The organism is Micromonospora sp. NPDC000121 (genome assembly GCF_042899165.1).
Taxonomy (GTDB): domain Bacteria; phylum Actinomycetota; class Actinomycetes; order Mycobacteriales; family Micromonosporaceae; genus Micromonospora.
The window spans coordinates 1-16807 of the sequence record NZ_JBIAZP010000015.1; the positions used below are offsets into that span (position 1 = coordinate 1).

The 16807-nt window shown below is 72.9% G+C and carries 15 protein-coding genes; 10 read left to right on the forward strand and 5 right to left on the reverse strand.

Going from position 1 to position 16807, the window contains the following annotated elements; all coding sequences use genetic code 11:
* The 3 genes from ACFY23_RS29270 to ACFY23_RS29280 form a co-directional block, all read left to right on the forward strand.
* Window positions 1–1404, forward strand: a 1404-nt coding sequence (locus tag ACFY23_RS29270; RefSeq protein ID WP_350685086.1) for a condensation domain-containing protein, incomplete at its 5' end; no start/stop codon positions are given.
* Between the two features lie 293 nt (window positions 1405–1697).
* Window positions 1698–5393 carry a S8 family serine peptidase gene (locus tag ACFY23_RS29275; protein ID WP_350685087.1) on the forward strand — a complete coding sequence of 1232 codons (3696 nt, stop codon included), beginning with the start codon at window positions 1698–1700 and terminating at the stop codon, window positions 5391–5393.
* Between the two features lie 137 nt (window positions 5394–5530).
* A complete protein-coding gene (locus tag ACFY23_RS29280; RefSeq protein WP_350685088.1) occupies window positions 5531–6511 on the forward strand; it encodes a transcriptional regulator TrmB in 981 nt (326 codons plus the stop codon).
* Window positions 6512–6636: 125 nt separating this feature from the next.
* On the opposite strand, the gene ACFY23_RS29285 is transcribed toward ACFY23_RS29280, so the two are convergent.
* On the reverse strand, window positions 6637–7125 hold the full coding sequence (locus tag ACFY23_RS29285; RefSeq protein WP_350685089.1) for a hypothetical protein: 489 nt from the start codon (window positions 7123–7125) through the stop codon (window positions 6637–6639).
* Window positions 7126–7372: 247 nt separating this feature from the next.
* On the opposite strand from ACFY23_RS29285, the gene ACFY23_RS29290 reads away from it, so the two are divergent.
* Both ACFY23_RS29290 and ACFY23_RS29295 read left to right on the forward strand, forming a co-directional pair.
* Window positions 7373–8080: a VOC family protein gene (locus ACFY23_RS29290; RefSeq protein WP_350685090.1), complete on the forward strand. Its 708-nt coding sequence runs from the start codon at window positions 7373–7375 to the stop codon at window positions 8078–8080.
* Between the two features lie 64 nt (window positions 8081–8144).
* Window positions 8145–8789 carry a 2'-5' RNA ligase family protein gene (locus tag ACFY23_RS29295; RefSeq protein WP_350685091.1) on the forward strand — a complete coding sequence of 215 codons (645 nt, stop codon included), beginning with the start codon at window positions 8145–8147 and terminating at the stop codon, window positions 8787–8789.
* A gap of 90 nt (window positions 8790–8879) precedes the next feature.
* Here ACFY23_RS29295 and ACFY23_RS29300 read toward each other — a convergent pair whose 3' ends face one another.
* Entirely contained in the window at window positions 8880–9623 is a 744-nt protein-coding gene (locus ACFY23_RS29300; RefSeq protein WP_350685092.1) for a helix-turn-helix transcriptional regulator, read from the reverse strand.
* A gap of 54 nt (window positions 9624–9677) precedes the next feature.
* Between ACFY23_RS29300 and ACFY23_RS29305 the strand changes: the two genes are divergently transcribed.
* Window positions 9678–10883, forward strand: a complete 1206-nt coding sequence (locus ACFY23_RS29305; RefSeq protein WP_350819449.1) for an MFS transporter — start codon at window positions 9678–9680, stop codon at window positions 10881–10883.
* Window positions 10884–10966: 83 nt separating this feature from the next.
* Here the strand turns inward: ACFY23_RS29305 and ACFY23_RS29310 are convergent, their stop codons facing one another.
* Genes ACFY23_RS29310 through ACFY23_RS29320 form a run of 3 tightly spaced genes read right to left on the reverse strand, consistent with a single transcriptional unit; the run spans window position 10967 to window position 14014 of the window.
* Window positions 10967–11683 (reverse strand): HAD-IA family hydrolase, encoded by a 717-nt coding sequence (locus tag ACFY23_RS29310; RefSeq protein WP_350685094.1) that lies wholly within the window; start codon window positions 11681–11683, stop codon window positions 10967–10969.
* A gap of 37 nt (window positions 11684–11720) precedes the next feature.
* The gene (locus ACFY23_RS29315; protein ID WP_350685095.1) at window positions 11721–12854 is read right to left on the reverse strand and encodes a Gfo/Idh/MocA family oxidoreductase; all 1134 of its coding nucleotides are present in this window, start codon (window positions 12852–12854) and stop codon (window positions 11721–11723) included.
* On the reverse strand, window positions 12851–14014 hold the full coding sequence (locus ACFY23_RS29320; protein WP_350685096.1) for a DegT/DnrJ/EryC1/StrS family aminotransferase: 1164 nt from the start codon (window positions 14012–14014) through the stop codon (window positions 12851–12853). The genes ACFY23_RS29315 and ACFY23_RS29320 overlap by 4 nt, the downstream gene beginning before the upstream one ends.
* A gap of 334 nt (window positions 14015–14348) precedes the next feature.
* Between ACFY23_RS29320 and ACFY23_RS29325 the strand changes: the two genes are divergently transcribed.
* The 4 genes from ACFY23_RS29325 (at window position 14349) to ACFY23_RS29340 (ending at window position 16794) form a co-directional block, all read left to right on the forward strand.
* Window positions 14349–14780, forward strand: a complete 432-nt coding sequence (locus ACFY23_RS29325; protein WP_350685097.1) for a type II 3-dehydroquinate dehydratase — start codon at window positions 14349–14351, stop codon at window positions 14778–14780.
* A 91-nt stretch (window positions 14781–14871) separates the two neighbouring features.
* Complete coding sequence (locus ACFY23_RS29330; protein ID WP_350685098.1) at window positions 14872–15225, forward strand: DoxX family protein; 354 nt, start codon at window positions 14872–14874, stop codon at window positions 15223–15225.
* Window positions 15226–15231: 6 nt separating this feature from the next.
* Window positions 15232–16221 carry an ROK family protein gene (locus ACFY23_RS29335; RefSeq protein ID WP_350819451.1) on the forward strand — a complete coding sequence of 330 codons (990 nt, stop codon included), beginning with the start codon at window positions 15232–15234 and terminating at the stop codon, window positions 16219–16221.
* Window positions 16222–16233: 12 nt separating this feature from the next.
* A complete protein-coding gene (locus ACFY23_RS29340) occupies window positions 16234–16794 on the forward strand; it encodes an NAD(P)H-dependent oxidoreductase (RefSeq protein WP_350684888.1) in 561 nt (186 codons plus the stop codon).
* The last annotated feature ends 13 nt before the right edge of the window (window positions 16795–16807 follow it).

Here is a 16807-nt window from a genome sequence, read left to right on the forward strand (position 1 = left end):
GACGAAGCCGCCGACGTGGTCGTACCCGTCTCCCAGATCCACCGCACCCCCACCCCACACACACTCGCCCACTGGCTCACCACCGCACCCCGCCGGCCCAGGGCGGAGCCGGAACCGTCCGTCACCGGACGGACCGGCCCGTCCAAGCCCGTCCCGCTGCCCCTCTCGGTCGCCAAGTTCGTCATGCTCCCCTTCGACCTGGTCTGCCCGGTCACCTGGTGGATCGAGGGTGACCTGAACCTCCGCGCACTGATGGCAGCCCTGGCCGACGTCCACAAACGACACGAGGCACTCCACGCCCACTACCGACGGGTCAACCCCCCGGTCGCGATCATCCCCGCGAACCCCGGCACCCCCCAGCTGCGCCTGCTCACCGACGCCACCACCGAACAGGACGCCCTCGACCAACTCGCCGAAGCCGTCCAACAACCACTCGACTACACCCAGGGCCGCAACTGGCGCGCCGCCCTCATCCGCGAAAAAACCACCAACCGCATCCTCCTCGGCATCGGCATCCACCACATCGCCTTCGACGGATGGTCACACGCCCTCCTCGTCCGCGACCTCACCCACGCCTACACCGCACGCCTGACCGGCCAGACACCCGAGTGGGACCGGCCCGCCCCCACCCTGCGCCAGTTCCACGACGAGTACAGCCGCCTGCGCGCCGCCACCGACCTGGAAGCGCAACGGGCCTACTGGCGCGAACAACTCCGCGGCCTGCCCCGCCAGGGGGCCGGCTCGGCGCCTCAACAGCCGGCGGCCTGGGGCCCCAGGGCCGGACACACCGTCACCGTCGTCCCCGAGGTGATGGAACGCTGGGACCGGGCCGCCCGCGAACACCGGTTCAGCCGCTCCGCCTACTTCGCCGCCGCCTACGCCACCGCGCTGCACGCCATCCACCAACAGGACGACATCGGCCTGCTGATGATCGTGGCCCAACGCGGCAGCCGCGTCCTCGACTCCGCCTTCACGAGCAGGATCAACTCCAACTGCCTCCGCGTCCGGTTCGACGGGCAGGAGCGGAACCTGATCCCGACCGTGCAGCGGACCGTGGACGAGCTGATGGCCGCCCAGGACGTTTCCTTCCTGGAGATGACCGCCGACCCGACCTTCGGCCTCGGGGGCGAGGTGGTCACCAGCCTGTCCAGCTTCGCCTACCAGGACAACGTGGTGCGCCCGCTGGAGCTGCCCGGCTGCCGGACCGAGGAGGTCGTCGAGCCTTACGCCCGGGAATGGTCGGGCGGCCTCCTCGTCGAGGTGCTGCCCGGCAACGGGGAGGTCATCCTGCGCGTCACCATCCGCACCGACCTGTTCCCGTACGCCCTCGCGGAGGAAGTGGGCGCCCACATGCTGCGCTTCCTGGAAGCCGGACCCCAGGTCGACGACGACCCGACGCACTGACCGGGCCGTCAGGGCGAGGCGGCTGTCCACGGCTGGCGGCCCCTACCGTGGCCCGGCCGGCGGGACGTGGTGGCACATCTTCCACTCGAACTACTCGGAACTGCGGGCCGCCGGCTTCTCTCCCTCTGGGCGCAGCCTGGTCATCGCCACCAGCAGCGACGTCACACTGATCACGCGCCCCGACCAAGGGAAGTAGCCGACCGCCGCCGCCAGCGGTGGCGGGGTCGCGCCCTGGCGGAACCCCGCCACCGGCAACTGTTCACCGAGTCGAAAGACGACGGTAGAACCGTCGCATGCCTTCCCCCTCACAGCCCTTCACCTCCGCCCGGAGGCGGCTGGTCGCCGCTGCGGCGGCGGCCGGACTGGTCGCGGCCGGAGCCGCCGCGTACCCACCACCCGCCACGGCGGCCGGCCCGACCCCGACCGCGCCGGCCGAGACCAGAGACGTCCACACGGTCACCCTGATCACCGGTGACGTGGTCACGGTGACCACCCTCGCCGACGGCAAGGCCACGGCCGAGGTCGACCGGCCCGACGACGCCACCGGCGGCGTGCAGATCCAGGAGAGCGGCGGCGACCTGTACGTCCTGCCCGAGGAGGCGCTGCCGCTGCTGGGCAGCGACACCCTCGACCGGCGGTTGTTCAACGTCACCGACCTCATCGAGATGGGGTACGACGACGCCCGGACCACCGACCTGCCCCTGATCGCCACCTACTCTCCCACGAAGAACCGCGCGAGCCGCCCGGCGACGCCGCGCGGCGCGAAGCTCGTCCGCGACCTGCCCAGCGTCACGGGCGCGGCGCTGGCCGCCGACAAGAAGCAGGCCCGCGCCTTCTGGTCCACCGTCGCCCCGGCGCCGACGGCCCCGTCCCGCACCGCGCTCGGCGGCGGGGTCGCGAAGCTCTGGCTCGACGGCCGCGTGACGGTCGACCTGAAGGAGAGCGTGCCGCAGGTCGGCGCACCCGAGGCGTGGGCGGCCGGCTACGACGGCAAGGGGGTGACGGTCGCGGTGCTCGACACCGGCGTCGATCCCAGCCACCCGGACCTGGCCACCCAGATCGACGACAAGGCCAGCTTCGTGCCGGGCGAGGACACCTCCGACGTCGACGGCCACGGCACCCACGTCGCCTCGACGATCGCGGGCACCGGCGCGGCCTCTGGCGGCGCGTACCGGGGGGTGGCTCCGGGAGCCGACCTGATCGTCGGCAAGGTGCTCAACAACGCGGGTTACGGCCTCGACTCCTGGATCATCGCGGGCATGCAGTGGGCCGCCGAGTCCGGGGCGGACGTCGTCAACATGAGCCTCGGCGACCGCTCGCTGACCGACGGCACCGACCCGATGGCGCTCGCGGTGGACGCCCTGACCGCCCAGCACGGGACCCTCTTCGTCGTGGCCGCCGGCAACGCCGGGCCGGAGACCATCGGTTCCCCCGGCACCGCCGCCAGCGCGTTGACCGTCGGCGCCGTCGACAAGCAGGACCGACTGGCGTGGTTCTCCAGCACCGGCCCGCTGGCGCGCACCGGCGCGCTCAAGCCCGACATCAGCGCACCCGGCGTCGGCATCACCGCCGCCCGCTCCCAGCAGATGACCAGCGGCTCCGGCATGTACCAGAGCATGGACGGCACCTCGATGGCCACGCCGCACGTGTCGGGAGCCGCGGCGATCCTGGCTCAGCGGCACCCGGAGTGGACCGGCCCGCAGCTCAAGGAGGCGCTGATGAGCAGCGCCAAGGGCCTCGCCGACGACCACCGGCCGTACCAGGTCGGCACCGGCCGGCTGGACGTGGCGGCGGCGACGCGCGCCACCGTACGGGCCACCGGCTCGGCGTTCTTCGGCAACTTCGACTGGCCGCACGAGCCCACCGACGCCCCGGTCACCCGGAAAGTGACCTTCACCAACTCCGGCACCACTGCGATGACCCTGAACCTGGCCCTCACCGGCGGTGGGCCGTTCGCCCTGGGCGCCTCCTCGGTGACCGTGCCCGCGGGCGGCAGCGCCGACGTCACGGTGACCGGTGACCCCCGGGAAGTGTCGCCGGGCCAGCTCACCGGATACCTGGTCGGCACCGACGCCGCCACCGGCGCCGCGGTCACCCGTACGGCGCTGGGCCTGCTCAAGGAGGACGAGCGGTACGACCTCACGGTCAAGCTGCGCGGCCGGGACGGCAAGCCCGCCAGCGCGACCGTCGTGGTGAACAAGGCCGGCGAGCCGCGCGCCTCGTCGTACCCGGTCAGCGGCGAGCAGACGCTGCGCCTGCCGCCGGGGACGTACACGGTCGCGGCGGCGCTGGACGTCCCGGGCGAACGGCCCGACTCCCAGGGCTTCGCCCTGCTGGTCGACCCGGAGACCGTGCTCGACCGTTCGACCGAGGTGGTGCTCGACGCCAGCCGGACCCGCCTGCTCGACACCGCCACGCCGCAGCGCACCGAGGACCGGCAGCGCCGGCTCGACTACACCGTCCGGTACGCCGGCGGCAGCACCTTCCGGCAGGCGTTCCAGCTCCCGGTCCGGTACGACGACCTCTATCTGCTGCCGACGGAGCCGGTCACGCAGGGCTCGTTCACCATGGCGACCCGGTGGCGCAAGGGCGAGCCGAACCTGAGCCTGAGCGCCTCCGGCCTGCTGCCGGTCGACTCCCTCGTCCAGCCGGGCAGCACGCTCACCGGGGGTACGGAGACCCTGCGGCCGGTCTACGCCGGCAACGGCGCGCCCGCCGACTACGCCGGCCTCGACGCCGAGGGCGCGATCGCCGTGGTGACCCGCAGCGACGCGGTCGGCCCGGCGGAGCGCGCCGCCGCCGCGGCGGCGGCCGGGGCGAAGCTGCTGCTGGTCGTCCACGACGGCGTCGGCACCCTGAACGAGTACGTCGGCGAGTCCCCGATCCCGGTGGCCACCGTGCACCGGGACGCCGGGGGGAAGCTCGTCGAGGCGGCCCGGGCCGGGGCGCCGAAGCTGACCGTGACCAAGGTGCCGTACGCCGGCTACATCTACGACCTGGCCCGCGTCTACACCGGCCACGTGCCGGACCAGCCGCTCACCTACCACCCCGGTCAGAACGACCTGGCCCGGATCGACGCCCGCTACCACGCGGTCCGTGACACCGAGGGCGAGGGCTACCGGTACGACATGACCTTCAGCCCCGCCCTCGGGTTCCGCGAGCGGGAGTGGCACCCGGGCATTCGCACCGAGTGGGTCACGCCGGACGTGGTCTGGCACGAGGTCCACGTTCAGGGCACCTGGACCGACACGGCGTACCACAACGCGTACGGCAAGGGCACCACGACCCGGCTGGACTGGTTCGCACCGGCCGTCCGGCCGGCCTTCAGCCGGACGTTCGCCCTGCGCAACGCCCGCTACCAGGACTACCTGCAGGTCAACGTGCAGACCTGGAGCCCGTCGGGCGGCACGCTGGAGCACGGCGGCCACCTGGAGTGGGGTTCGGTGCCGACCAACCTCAAGCTCTACCAGGGCGAGAAACTGCTGCACGAGAACCGCTTCGGCGCCGACCTGCAGTGGAAGGCGGTTCCCGCCGGCACGCTGCCGTACCGACTGGTGCTGGACGCCTCACGGCCGGCCGAGCAGTGGGGGCTGTCGACCCGTACCCACACCGAGTGGGACTTCGTCTCCAGCTCCAACCAGGCGGACAACTGGGTCCCGTTCGCGCTGCTCCAGCTCGACTACGCGCTGGAGACCGACCTGCGCGGCACGGTCAAGGCCGGCACCGCCCAGGAGATCAGCGTCAAGGCCGGGCCCCAGCCGGGCGGCACCGGCACCGGCACGGTCACCTCGGTCGGCCTGGAGGTTTCGTACGACGACGGCGCCACCTGGCAGAGGGTCACCCTCAGTAAGGGCGCCGACGACCGGTGGACCGGCTCGCTCAAGCTCCCGAAGCAGCCGGGCGGCTTCGTCTCGGTCCGGGCCGACGCCCGCACCGACGCCGGTTTCGGCATCCGGCAGGAACTCATCCGGGCGTACGGCCTGCGGTGATGTGGTTGGCGGGGCTCCGGGACGCGGCTCGTCCCGGGGCCCCTCCCGTCCACCGGACAGGCGACGGGGACTGTTCAAGATCCATGAGCGTGGCCCATACTCTCGGCGTCGTCGCACGCGGAGGGAGGCAGCCACCGTTGCTGGGCGCATTGGGTCTGAGCCCCGAGGACGAGGCGGTCTACGGTCTGCTGGTCCGGCGTGCGCAGGCCGGCCCGGACGAGCTGGCCGCCGTCCTGCGGATGCCCACCGCGGCGGTCGAGGCGGCGCTGTCCCACCTGTTGGCCTACGGCCTGGTGAAATCCGGACCGGACGGCGCGTTCTCGGTGGCGCCGCCCGCGGTCGCGCTCGGCGCCCTCATCAGCGAGCAACGCAACGCGCTCCGCAGCGCCGAACTGGCCCTCGTCACGCTCGCCGAGGAGTACCGAGGGGCGGTCGCGGGGCGCACCATCGACGAACTGATCGAGGTGGTCACCGGCGTCGACGCGGTCCGCCACCGGTTCGCCCAGGTGCAGCAGGCCGCCCGTACCGAGGTGCGCAGCTTCGTCACGCTGCCCTTCATCGCCGTGCCGCCGGGCAGCAACGCGGTGGAGTCGGTGGCGGTGGACCAGGGCGTACGTTTCCGGGTCGTGGTGGACCGCCCGGCGCTCGCCGAACCCGGGGTGGTCGCGGAGACCCTCGAGTCCCTGCGCAGCGGCGTCCGGGTGCGGGTGGTCGAGTCGTTGCCGATCAAGCTCATCATCGCCGACACGCAACTGGCCCTGGTGCCGTTGACCGCCACGCCAGGCGGTGAGCCCGCGGCGGTGCTGCTGCACCGCACCGGGCTGCTGGCCGCGATGGACGCGCTCTTCGAGGTCGTCTGGCGGCACGCCCACCCACTCGAACTGACCAACCTCGGGGGCGTGACCGAGGCCGCCGGAGACGGCACCGACGGTCCGACCGACCTGGACCGCAGGATCCTGGCGCTGCTGCTCGCCGGGCTCACCGACCAGGTCGTCGCCGCCCAGCTCGACCTGTCGCTGCGTACCCTGCAACGACGCCTGCGCCACCTGATGGACCTCGCGGGAGTGGAGACCCGGATGCAGCTCGGCTGGCACGCCGCCCGCCACGGCTGGACGTAAGGAAGGGCGCCTTCGTCTCGGGGCCGCCGGCGTGGTCATCTGACCGGCGGAGACGCCGTGAAGGCCGCCGGCGACGTTTCCGGCGGCCTTCACGCTCAGCTCCGTGGATGGTGCTGTGCCGATGCTCAGCCGAGCAGCGACAGGATCCGGTTGAGCAGGGCGGCGACGCCGTTCAGGGCGCCACCGCCGTTGTTGTCGAGCAGGCCGGCGACCGCGCAGAGCAGGTTGCCGAGGAGGTTGCCCGGGGCCTGCTGGGCGGTGATGTCCAGCACGATCTCGTCGAGGTGGACCTGAAGGCCGAGCAGGTCGAGATCCAGCGGCCCAAGGTTCAGGTGCAGGATGTCGCAGGTGCCGCTGACCTGCAGCGGCACGGTGGCCTGCTCCGTAACGGTGCCGAGCGTGGTCCCCGCCGAGTCCGTCAGGGTGCCGGTGACCGTCCCCACGGCGGCAAGCTGGCCGTCCTGGTTGACGAACCGGGTGGGCGTGAACGCGCCGGCGAAGCTGCCGGTACCGCCGAGGGCGTCGGTGAAGCTACCCGTGACCGGGGTGGTCACGGTGGACGCGGCAGGTGCGACGGCCGGAGCCTGCTGCGCCGCCGGCGCGGCCTGAGCCACTCCGGCACCGCCGAGGACGAGGCCGAACCCAGCGGTGAGCGCAGCGACAGTGGTACCGATGCGTGCTACGCGCATCAGATGATTCCTCTCTCTCGATTGCCCTTGCGTCGTAGCTCATACCCTCGCCCGACAGGACAAACATCTGGAAAGTCGTTCACATTGGAGGCCGCTCCGACCCGTGTTCGTGAGCGCGCCCGGCCTGGTTAAACGCCTTGTCGTCCTGCTGGCCCGTGTCTACGGTCTGGTGATGATCTCGCGACTGTTGACGGTGACCTTCGATGCCCACGACGCGGCCCGCCTGGCGCAGTTCTGGGCCGGCATGCTCGGCCGGGAGGTCGTCGAGGACGCCGACGGTGCGCTCCTGCCCGGCAAAGACGGCCAGCTCGGCCTCCGGTTCGTCCCGAGCCGCGCGGAGAAGGTGGGGCCGAACCGCCGCATGCACCTTCACCTGACCAGCGCCAGCCTCGACGACCAGCAGCACACCGTGGCCACGGCGCTGGGGCTCGGCGCCAGCCACCTCGACGTCGGGCAGCGCCCCGAGGAGGGGCACATCGTCCTTGCCGACCCCGAGGGCAACGAGTTCTGCGTGATCGGGCCGGGCAGCGCCTTCCTCGCCGGGTGCGGCCTTCTCGGGGAACTCGCCTGCGACGGCACCCGGGAGGTCGGCCTCTTCTGGAGCGAAGCGCTGGGCTGGCCGCTGGTGTGGGACCAGGACCAGGAAACCGCGATCCAGTCACCGCACGGCGGCACGAAGGTCGCCTGGAGAGGCCCGCCCGTGGCCCCGAAAGAGGTACGGAACCCGCAGCGCTTCGAACTAGCCCCGGCCGGTGGCGACCAGCAGGCGGAGGTCGACCGGCTGGTCTCCCTCGGGGCCACCCGACTCGAGGTCGGCGCGGACGGCACCGTCGTGCTGGCCGACCCCGACGGCAACGAGTTCTGCGTGAGAGGGAACTGACCACAGTGCCCGATGGTCCCGAGGATCTTCGGGGCCTCTCGGAGGTCCAGCCGGAAGGGGTGACATGGGCGGGGTCGACCACGTCGACAGGATGCGCGACCACTGGTGGTGGCGCCCCGGCTGGCGATCAGGGCGGCACTTCTACGCCTGCCACTTCAGCATGGCTCGTCATGCCGCGCTCGTGCGGATGGTGGAGAGCTATCAGGCCGGTATCCGTGACTTTTCGACGCTCGACCTGATCCCAGCTCGGTGGCTCCACCTGACGATGCAGGGGGTCGGCTTCGTGGACGAGGTGAGCGACAGCGAGTTGGTCGAGTTGGAGGACCGGGTCCGTGCCCGTCTCGCCGGACTGGCGCCGCCGACGGTGACGTTTCACCGGCCCGTCGTCCGACCGGAAGCGGTCTTCTTGCCGGCCGACCCGCCCGAGCCCATCAGGGCCCTGCGCGCCATCGTCCACGGAGTCGTCGTCGAGGTCCTTGGCAAGGACCGGGCGGAGCCCCTACCACGGGACCCGGCCTTGTACCGGCCGCATGTCAGCATCGCCTACTCCAACTCCGATCAGGAGGCCCGGCCGATGGCTGAGGTGCTCGACAAGGTCGATCCGGAGCCGGTCCTACTCACGCTTGACCATCTCCACCTGTTGCGTTTCCACCGCGATCACCGGATGTACGAGTGGACGCAGGCCGTCCCGCTCCGCATTGGCGCCTAACTCGTCTGGCCAGTAGATCGCGAAGGGTGCCGTCTGGCGGCCTGCAGATCGGCCGGCCACCCTGCCACGAGCCGATCGTGCGGCCGTGACCTAGACAGCCGGGTATGCGCCTGGGGTGTGGCCGAAGGTGTGGCGGAACACGTCGATGAAGGCGCTCGCCGACGACCAGCCGCAGCGGTGGGCCACGACGGTGACCGGCGTCTTGTCGGCCAACAGGATCAGTGCGTGGTGCAGGCGTAGCTGGGTGCGCCACTGCGGGAAGGTCATGCTGAGGTCGCGGCGGAACATCCGGGACAGGGTGCGGTCGCTGGCGCCCACCTCACGGCCGAGTTCCGCGAGCGTACGGTTGTCGCCCGGGTCGGCCTGCAGGATGGCGCACACGGTGCGCAGCACAGGCTCGGTGGGGGCAGGCACGTGCAGCGGTTGCTGGGGAGAGGCCCGGAGTTGGTCGAGCAGCACGGCGCGCAGGCGGGCCCGTTCGGGGCTGTCTCCGCTCCCGTCGCGGGTGTAGGCGACGATCAGTTCGCGCAGCAGCGGGCCGACGGTGAGCACGGCCGGAGTGTCCAGGCCGAGCGGGTTGTCCGTTGCCGGCAACCCGACCAGGTGCAGGTCCAGCTCGCCGTAGGCCCGGTGGGCGTGCACCGTTCCGGCCGGCACCCAGATGGCGCGCGTGCTGGGGGCGACCCAGGATCCTCCGCTGGTCGTGACGGCGAGGACCCCGCGAGCGGCGTAGACGATCTGGTGATCGTCGTGGCGGTGCGCGTCGATCTCGCCCCCGGACGCGAGCCGCTGAGCACGTGTGGGGGCCACCGGGTCGTGGCGGATTTCCGTCATTAGTTGGCAGCTTATCGGAAGCCCGACAGGGTGCTGAGTTGGAACCATCGCCCAGTGCGAAGGAGAACCTCCATCACCCTGCTCTCCGTTGGCCATGCCTGCGTCGACATCTACCAGGGCACCGTCGCGGCGCTGGTGGCGTTGTTCGTCGCCGAACGGGCGTACAGCTACGCGACGGTGTCTGGCATCGTGCTCGCTGCCTCACTGCTGTCTTCGGTCGCGCAGCCGCTGTTCGGCGCGCTCACCGACCGCTGGGCAATGCCCTGGCTGCTGCCCGTCGGCACCATGCTGGGCGGGGTGGGCATCGCGCTGAGCGGACTGAGCGGCGACTACCCACTCACTCTCTTCTTCGTGGCGATCTCCGGCATCGGCGTGGCCGCCTACCATCCCGAATCCGCGCGCATCGCCCGCGAAGCCAGTGCCGGCAGCCACACCGCCATGGCGTACTTCTCCACCGGCGGCAACGTCGGCTTCGCGCTGGCGCCGCTGATGGTCGCCGCCGTCGCGGCCATCGGTGGCCTGGGCTGGACGCCGCTGATGGTGGTGCCGGCTCTCGCTGGCACTGCGATGTCCTTGCCCGTCCTGCGCGCCCTGGCCAAGCGCAGGAGCGCCGAGAGCCGAGCATCGGCGCCGGTCGGGCGCGACGACACCGCCTCGTTCGTGCGGTTGACGCTGGCCGTGGTGTTCCGGTCGATCGCCTTCGTCGGCCTGAGCACGTTCATCTCCCTGTACGCGCAGCAGCGCATGAGCGGCAGCGCTGCGGCGGGCACCGCCGCCCTGTTCGTGCTCTACCTCGGCGGTGTGATCGGCTCGGTGCTGGGCGGTTCCGCGGCAGCCCGATGGGGCCGGGTGGCGGTCTCCCGCTGGTCCTACGCGATCACCGTCATCGCGATCGCGGGCGTGGTGTGGGTGCCTGGACCGGCCATCTACCTGTTCGTGGCCCTGACCTCGGCCGGCCTCTACGTGCCCTTCTCGCTCCAGGTCACCCTCGGGCAGGACTACCTACCCACCAAGGTCGGCACCGCCAGCGGCATCACCCTCGGCCTGACCGTCAGCATCGGCGGCCTCGCCAGCCCTGCCCTCGGCGCGGTGGCCGATGCGACGTCGCTGCGAACCGCGCTGACGCCGCTCATCCTCATGCCGGTGCTCAGCTGGCTGTTGTTCCGAACCCTACGTGACCCGGAAGCGCCGAAGCCCGATCTCGATGAGCGCGCGGAACGGAGGCAGCCGGTCCCGCCCTCTGCGGCATCCGTTGACTAAGCAGCTTCGACCGGGTGGCGGGTCGCCCTGGACGAGGCGGTGGCGCGTGTCGCTGACCGGTTCGTGCGCCGTCCAGTGCCAGGTCAGGGAACCAGCGCCGCCGGGCAGTGTTCGAGCAGATCCCCCGGCGCGTGCGCGACCAGATCCGGCCCGGCGGCCAGCAGCGCACCGACATCCCCGCCGTGCCACGTCGTGGCCACGGTCGTCGCCCCCGCCTCGCGCCCGCTCAGCAGGTCGATCACCGCGTCCCCGACCATCATGGCCTGCGACGGCGGCACGCCCATCAGCCCCAGCGCCTGGAGCACGATGTCCGGCGCCGGCTTCGGCCGGGCCACCTCGTCGGAGCCGATCACGTGGTCGAACAGCCCCAGCACCCCGAGCGTGTCGAGCAACGAGCGCGCCCGCGGGCCGCTCTTGCCTGTCGCGATCGCCATCCGGATGCCCCGGGCGTGCAGCGTCTCCAGCGTCTCCCGTACGCCGGGGAACAGCGGCACGAGGTGCGCCATCCGGTAGCTCTCCCGGACGAAGGGCTCTTCCATCTCCAGCGGCAGCCCCATCAGCCGCATGATGTCCGGGAAGTACCGGCCCATGTGCCGGTTGTACTCCTCGAACGGCGCCGGCCCGTCCCCCACCACCTCGGCGTACGCGATGCTGAACGCCTCGCGCATCACGGCCGAACTGTCGACCACGACGCCGTCGAGGTCGAAGACCACCGCGCGGATCGGCCCCCGGGCCGGTGCCGGGCGGGCCACATCGACAAGAGACGGTGTCGCGTCGACCGTGGACGGTGATTGGCTCATGGCTGCTCCCCGGGGCGAGTGAGGTCGCCGGTGGTTCTCACCGGCCGCTGTCGCCCGCGAGGGCGTGTTGCCGCTCCGGCGTGGTGGGCCGGGCGGAGTCGTAGATCCGTTCGATGATGTCGATGGTGCGGCGCGCCTCGGCGACGGCCGCGCCCCGGCTGGCGGGGTCGGCGAGCAGTCCGGGGAGGGCGTCGAGCTGGTGGACGTACTCGGTGCCGATCGGCTCGGCGGGCAGCGGCAGCCGCTCGGTCCCGCCGTCGCGGGTGCGGGTCAGCACCGGTTCCGGGTCGCGGTTCGGGCTGAATCCGAACGTGCAGCGCAGCGTCGCCGAGCCGGCCGCGCCGTGCACCGTGATGGTGGTGCGGTCCAGCGACTCGTGCGAGGCCCAGCAGGCGTGCAGGGCGACGGACGCGCCGGTGTCGGTGAGCAGGAAGCCCCGGGCGGTGTCCTCGACGTCGCCGGGGGCGCGGCCGGCGGTGTCGGCCTCGCTGCGCCAGGCGGCGTGGGCCGCGCTGTCGTTGACGAAGTCGTCGGAGACGCTGCCGATGGCGTGGGTGACCCGGGCCGGGCCGAGCATCGGCAGCACCGTGTCGAGCAGGTGCCAGCCGAGGTCGACCAGCGCGCCCCCGCCGGAGAGGTCGCGCCGGGTGAACCAGCCGCCGACGTCGGGCACGCCCCGCGCGCGGACCCAGGCCACGTCGACGTGCCGGATCGGGCCCAGTGCGCCGGCCGCCTCGGCCAGCGCGCGGACGTCGGCCCGGTAGCGGGCGGCGCTGCCGGCGAGCAGCACCGCGCCGCCGTCGCGCTCCGCGTCCGCGAGCAGGGTCGCCTCGGCGGAGGTCAGGCAGACCGGCTTCTCCAGGAACACCGGTACGCCCCGGCGCAGCAGCCGGGCGGCGACGGCGGCGTGCAGGTGGTTGGGCACGGCGACGACCACCAGGTCGGCCGCGCCGGCCGGCAGCTCGTCGACGTCGGCGTACGCGGCGGGGACGTCGTGGCTGTCGCGGGCCCGGTCGCGGACGCCGGGCACCGGGTCGACCACGGCGGTCACCGTGAAAGCCGGGTGCGCGGCGAGCCGGGGCAGCCAGATCTCCCGCCCGGCCCACCCGAGGCCGGCCACCGCGACCCGCACCGGGCGGGCGGTCGCGGCGGCCGGGGGCAGGCCGGTCATCCGGCGAGGACGTCGGCGAGCACGGCGGCGATCTCGTGCATCTGCTGCTCGGTGCCGAGCAGGGTGCGGTGGTGCAGCCAGATGCAGTCGGCGTGGATCTGCTCGACGTTGGGGCAGCGGGCGGCGATCGCCTCGACCGACTCGTCGGGGGCGCCGGCCTTCCAGAAGCCCTCGCAGCGGTAGATCGCCCGGAACGCCACGAACGCCGGGACGCCCCGGGCGATCAGCGCGTCCACGACGGCGCGGCGGCGCTCGATGGTGATCCCGGGGACACGGAACATCGCCATGTAGTGCGGGTTGCGGTCGGTGCGCGGGTCGATGGTCTGCGGGACGACGCCGGGGATCTCGGCGAGCAGGCTCGCCAGCAGCGGCCAGCGCTGCTCGCGCACCGCGATCTGCTCGTCGAGGCGGGAAAGCTGGGCGCGCAGCACGGCGGCGGTGAACTCGCCCATCCGGTAGTTGGAACCGGTGGTGCTGTGCAGGTAGTCGCGGTCGGTGCGGGGCCGGCCGCAGCTGTGCACCAGGAAGGCCCGCTCGCGCAGCTCCTCGTCGGGGAAGAGCACGGCGCCGCCCTCGCCGGCGGTCATCAGCTTGCCGTTCTGGAAGCTGAACGCGGCCACCGAGCCCAGCTCGCCGACCCGCTTGCCCTGCCACTGCGCGCCGTGCGCGTGCGCGGCGTCCTGGAGCAGCGCCACCCCGGAGTCGGCGGCAAGCTTGCTCAGCGCGTCCATGTCGGCGAACTGGCCGGCCATGTGCACCGGCATGATCACCTTGGTGCGCGGCGTGATGGCGGCCTCGACCGCGGCCGGGTCGATGTTGTAGGTGTCCAGGTCGACGTCGACCGGCACCGCGACCGCGCCGAGGCGCTGCGCGGCCAGCGAGGACGAGATGAACGTGAAGGCGGGGACGATCACCTCGGTGCCGGGGCCGACGCCGAGCACCTCCAGGGCGACCTCGAGGGCGTGGGTGCCGTTGGTGACGGCGAGCGCGTGCGGCGTGCCGTGGTAGGCGCCGAACTCCTGCTCGAAGGAGTCGACCTCGCTACCGCCGATCCGCCACCACTGGCCCTGTTCGAGGGCGCGGATCAGTCCGGCGCGCTCCTCGTCACCGAACTGCGGCCACTCGGGGAACTCCGACACCGTCGAGGGCTGACCACTCATGACTTCCCACTTCCCAACTCGGGCAGACCAGGGGCTTCGGCCGGACATCGGCGGGACGACCCGGGACCGCCGGTACGCGGTCCGGGCACACCGGGGCGCCGGATGGCCGGTTCGAGGTAGGTGACGCCCCCGTGGAGCCGGCGGCATCGCTTCAGCAGGCAGGACGGTAACCGACCCGAACGCTCGGTCACCGCCCCTAGCAGCCCCTATGCACCCCTTAGTCCACCCGCGCGGGGGTCGTCGCCGGGTCGCCCTCCGCCGGCCGCGCAGTAAGACTGCGGAGGACCACTCATCGGGCCTGTCGGGACAGGACCGCACCCCCGCGAGGTGAAGCGTGTCGGACGTGCTGCTGCTGAACGGCCCGAACCTGGGCATCCTCGGCAGGCGGGAGCCGGAGATCTACGGCACCGACACCCTCGACGACATCGAGCGGGCGGTCGGCGAGGAGGTCGCCGCGCGGGGCTGGCGGGTGGTGGCCGAGCAGCACGACTGCGAGGGCGCCCTCATCCGCGCGATCCAGGACCGCTACGACACCGTCGGCGCCATCGTCAACCCGGGCGCGCTGATGATCGCCGGCTGGAGCCTGCGCGACGCCCTGGCCAACTATCCGCGGCCCTTCATCGAGGTGCACCTGTCCAACGTCTGGGCCCGGGAGAGCTTCCGACACGACTCCGTCATCGCCCCGTTGGCCAGCGGCGTCATCGTCGGGCTGGGCTCGCTGGGCTACCGGCTGGCCGCCCGCGCCCTCGTCGCGACCGTCCGCTGAGGACGGGGCGCGCCGCCGTCCGCCACCGGCCGCGCCGATCCGGCACCGGTACGGTCGTCCGCATCGATCCACCTCACCCGAAGGAACTCACGTGCGCATTCCCGTCGTCGCCCTGACCGTCATCCTCGCCGCGGTCTTCCTCAGTACCGCCCTGCCCAAGCTGACCGGGCAGGCGCAGATGCGCGAGCGGATGGAGCACCTGGGCGTCTCCCCCGGCCTGACCCGCGTGCTCGGGGTGCTGGAGATCGCCGCGGTCGTCGGTCTGCTGCTCGGGCTGCTCTGGGCGCCGCTGGGCATCGCGGCGGCCGTCGGCCTCGCCCTGCAGATGGTCGGCGCGGTGGTCTACCACGCCCGCGCGAAGGACCCGGCCCCCATGACCCTGACGCCGGTGGTCTTCGCCGTCGCCGCGGTGGCGCTGGTGGTTCTCCACGTGCTCGAGGGCTGAGACGTCGTGCGCGACCCGCAGCGTCCCGCCGCCGGTCCCGAGCCGCAGCATCCCGCCGCCGGCCCGGACCGGTGGGGCGCCGTCGGGGTACTCGGCGTCGATGTCGGCGGCACCAAGGTGGCGCTGCGCGCCGAGGCGGCCGGCCGGCCGGCGTACGACCGGACCTTCCGCTGGCCGCACGGCGCGGACGCGGCGGCGGACCTGGCGGCGCTGGCCGCCGAGGTGACCCGGCTGCGCGACGCGTGGGGTCCGGTCGACGCGGTCGGGGTGGCGATGCCGGCGACCACCGACGCGGCGGGCACCGTCACGACGTGGCCCGGCCGGCCGAGCTGGGCCGGCCTGGACCTCGCCGGCGCGCTGCGTCGGCTCTTCCCCGGCGCGGCGACGGCCCTCGCCGACGACGGCGACCTCGCCGCCTTGGCGGAGGCCCGGCACGCCGGCCGCGACGACGTGGTCTACCTGGGGGTCGGCACCGGCATCGGCGGCGGCGTGGTGCTGGCGGGCCGGCTGGTGCCCGGCCGGTCCTCGGCGGAGGTGGGGCACATGGTCGTCGCCCTCGACGGCGAGCGCTGTGACTGCGGGCGGCGTGGCTGCCTCCAGTCGGTGGCGTCCGGGCCGGCCACCCTGCGCCGGGCCACGGCCGCCCGGGGCGCCGAGGTGAGCTTCGACGACCTGCGCGACGGGCTTCGCGAGGGCCGCGCCTGGGCGGTGACGGCGGTCGACGCGAGCTGCCGCGCCCTGGCGGCGGCGGTGGTCAGCCTCGGCGAGCTGCTGGACCCGGCGGCGGCGATCGTCGGCGGCGGGTTCGCCGCCGGGCTGCCCGGCTTCGTCCCGCTCGTCGCCGAGCACGCCCGGTCGGCGGGCCGGCCCGGCCGTCCGGCGCCGCAGGTGCTGCCCGCCGCCCTCGGTGCCCTGTCGTCCCTGCACGGCGCGGTGGAGCTGGCCCGGGGCCTGCACGCCGCGCCGGCCACCGTCCATTCCGTCCCCACCCCGTAGAGGAGATCAACCATGGTCAGGATCGGTGTCGTCGTCGGCAGTACGCGGCCCGGGCGCAAGGCCGACGTCGTGGCCCGCTGGGTGCGGGACCTCGCCGCCAAGCGGAGCGACCTCACCGTCGAGCTGGTCGACATCGCCGAGTACCGCCTGCCGCACTTCGACGAGGTGCTGCCCCCGTCGATGGCGCCGTCGACGCGGCCGGCCGTGCGCCGGTGGGCGGCGACCGTGGCGGGGTTCGACGGCTTCGTCTTCGTCACCCCGGAGTACAACCACTCGATCCCGGGCGCGCTGAAGGACGCCGTCGACTTCCTCTTCCAGGAGTGGCAGCACAAGTCCGCCGGCCTCGTCAGCTACGGCGTGCACGGCGGCACCCGCGCGGCGGAGCACCTGCGGCTGGTGCTCGGGCAGCTCGGGGTGGCCGACGTCCGGTCGCAGGTCGCGCTCTCCCTGACGACCGACTTCGTGAACTTCCGCGACTTCCGGCCGGCGGCCCACCACGAGGAGGCCGTCAGCACCATGCTGGACCAGGTCGTCGCCTGGGCCGGCGCGCTCCGGACGCTCCGCCGGCCCTGACGCCGCCGTCGGG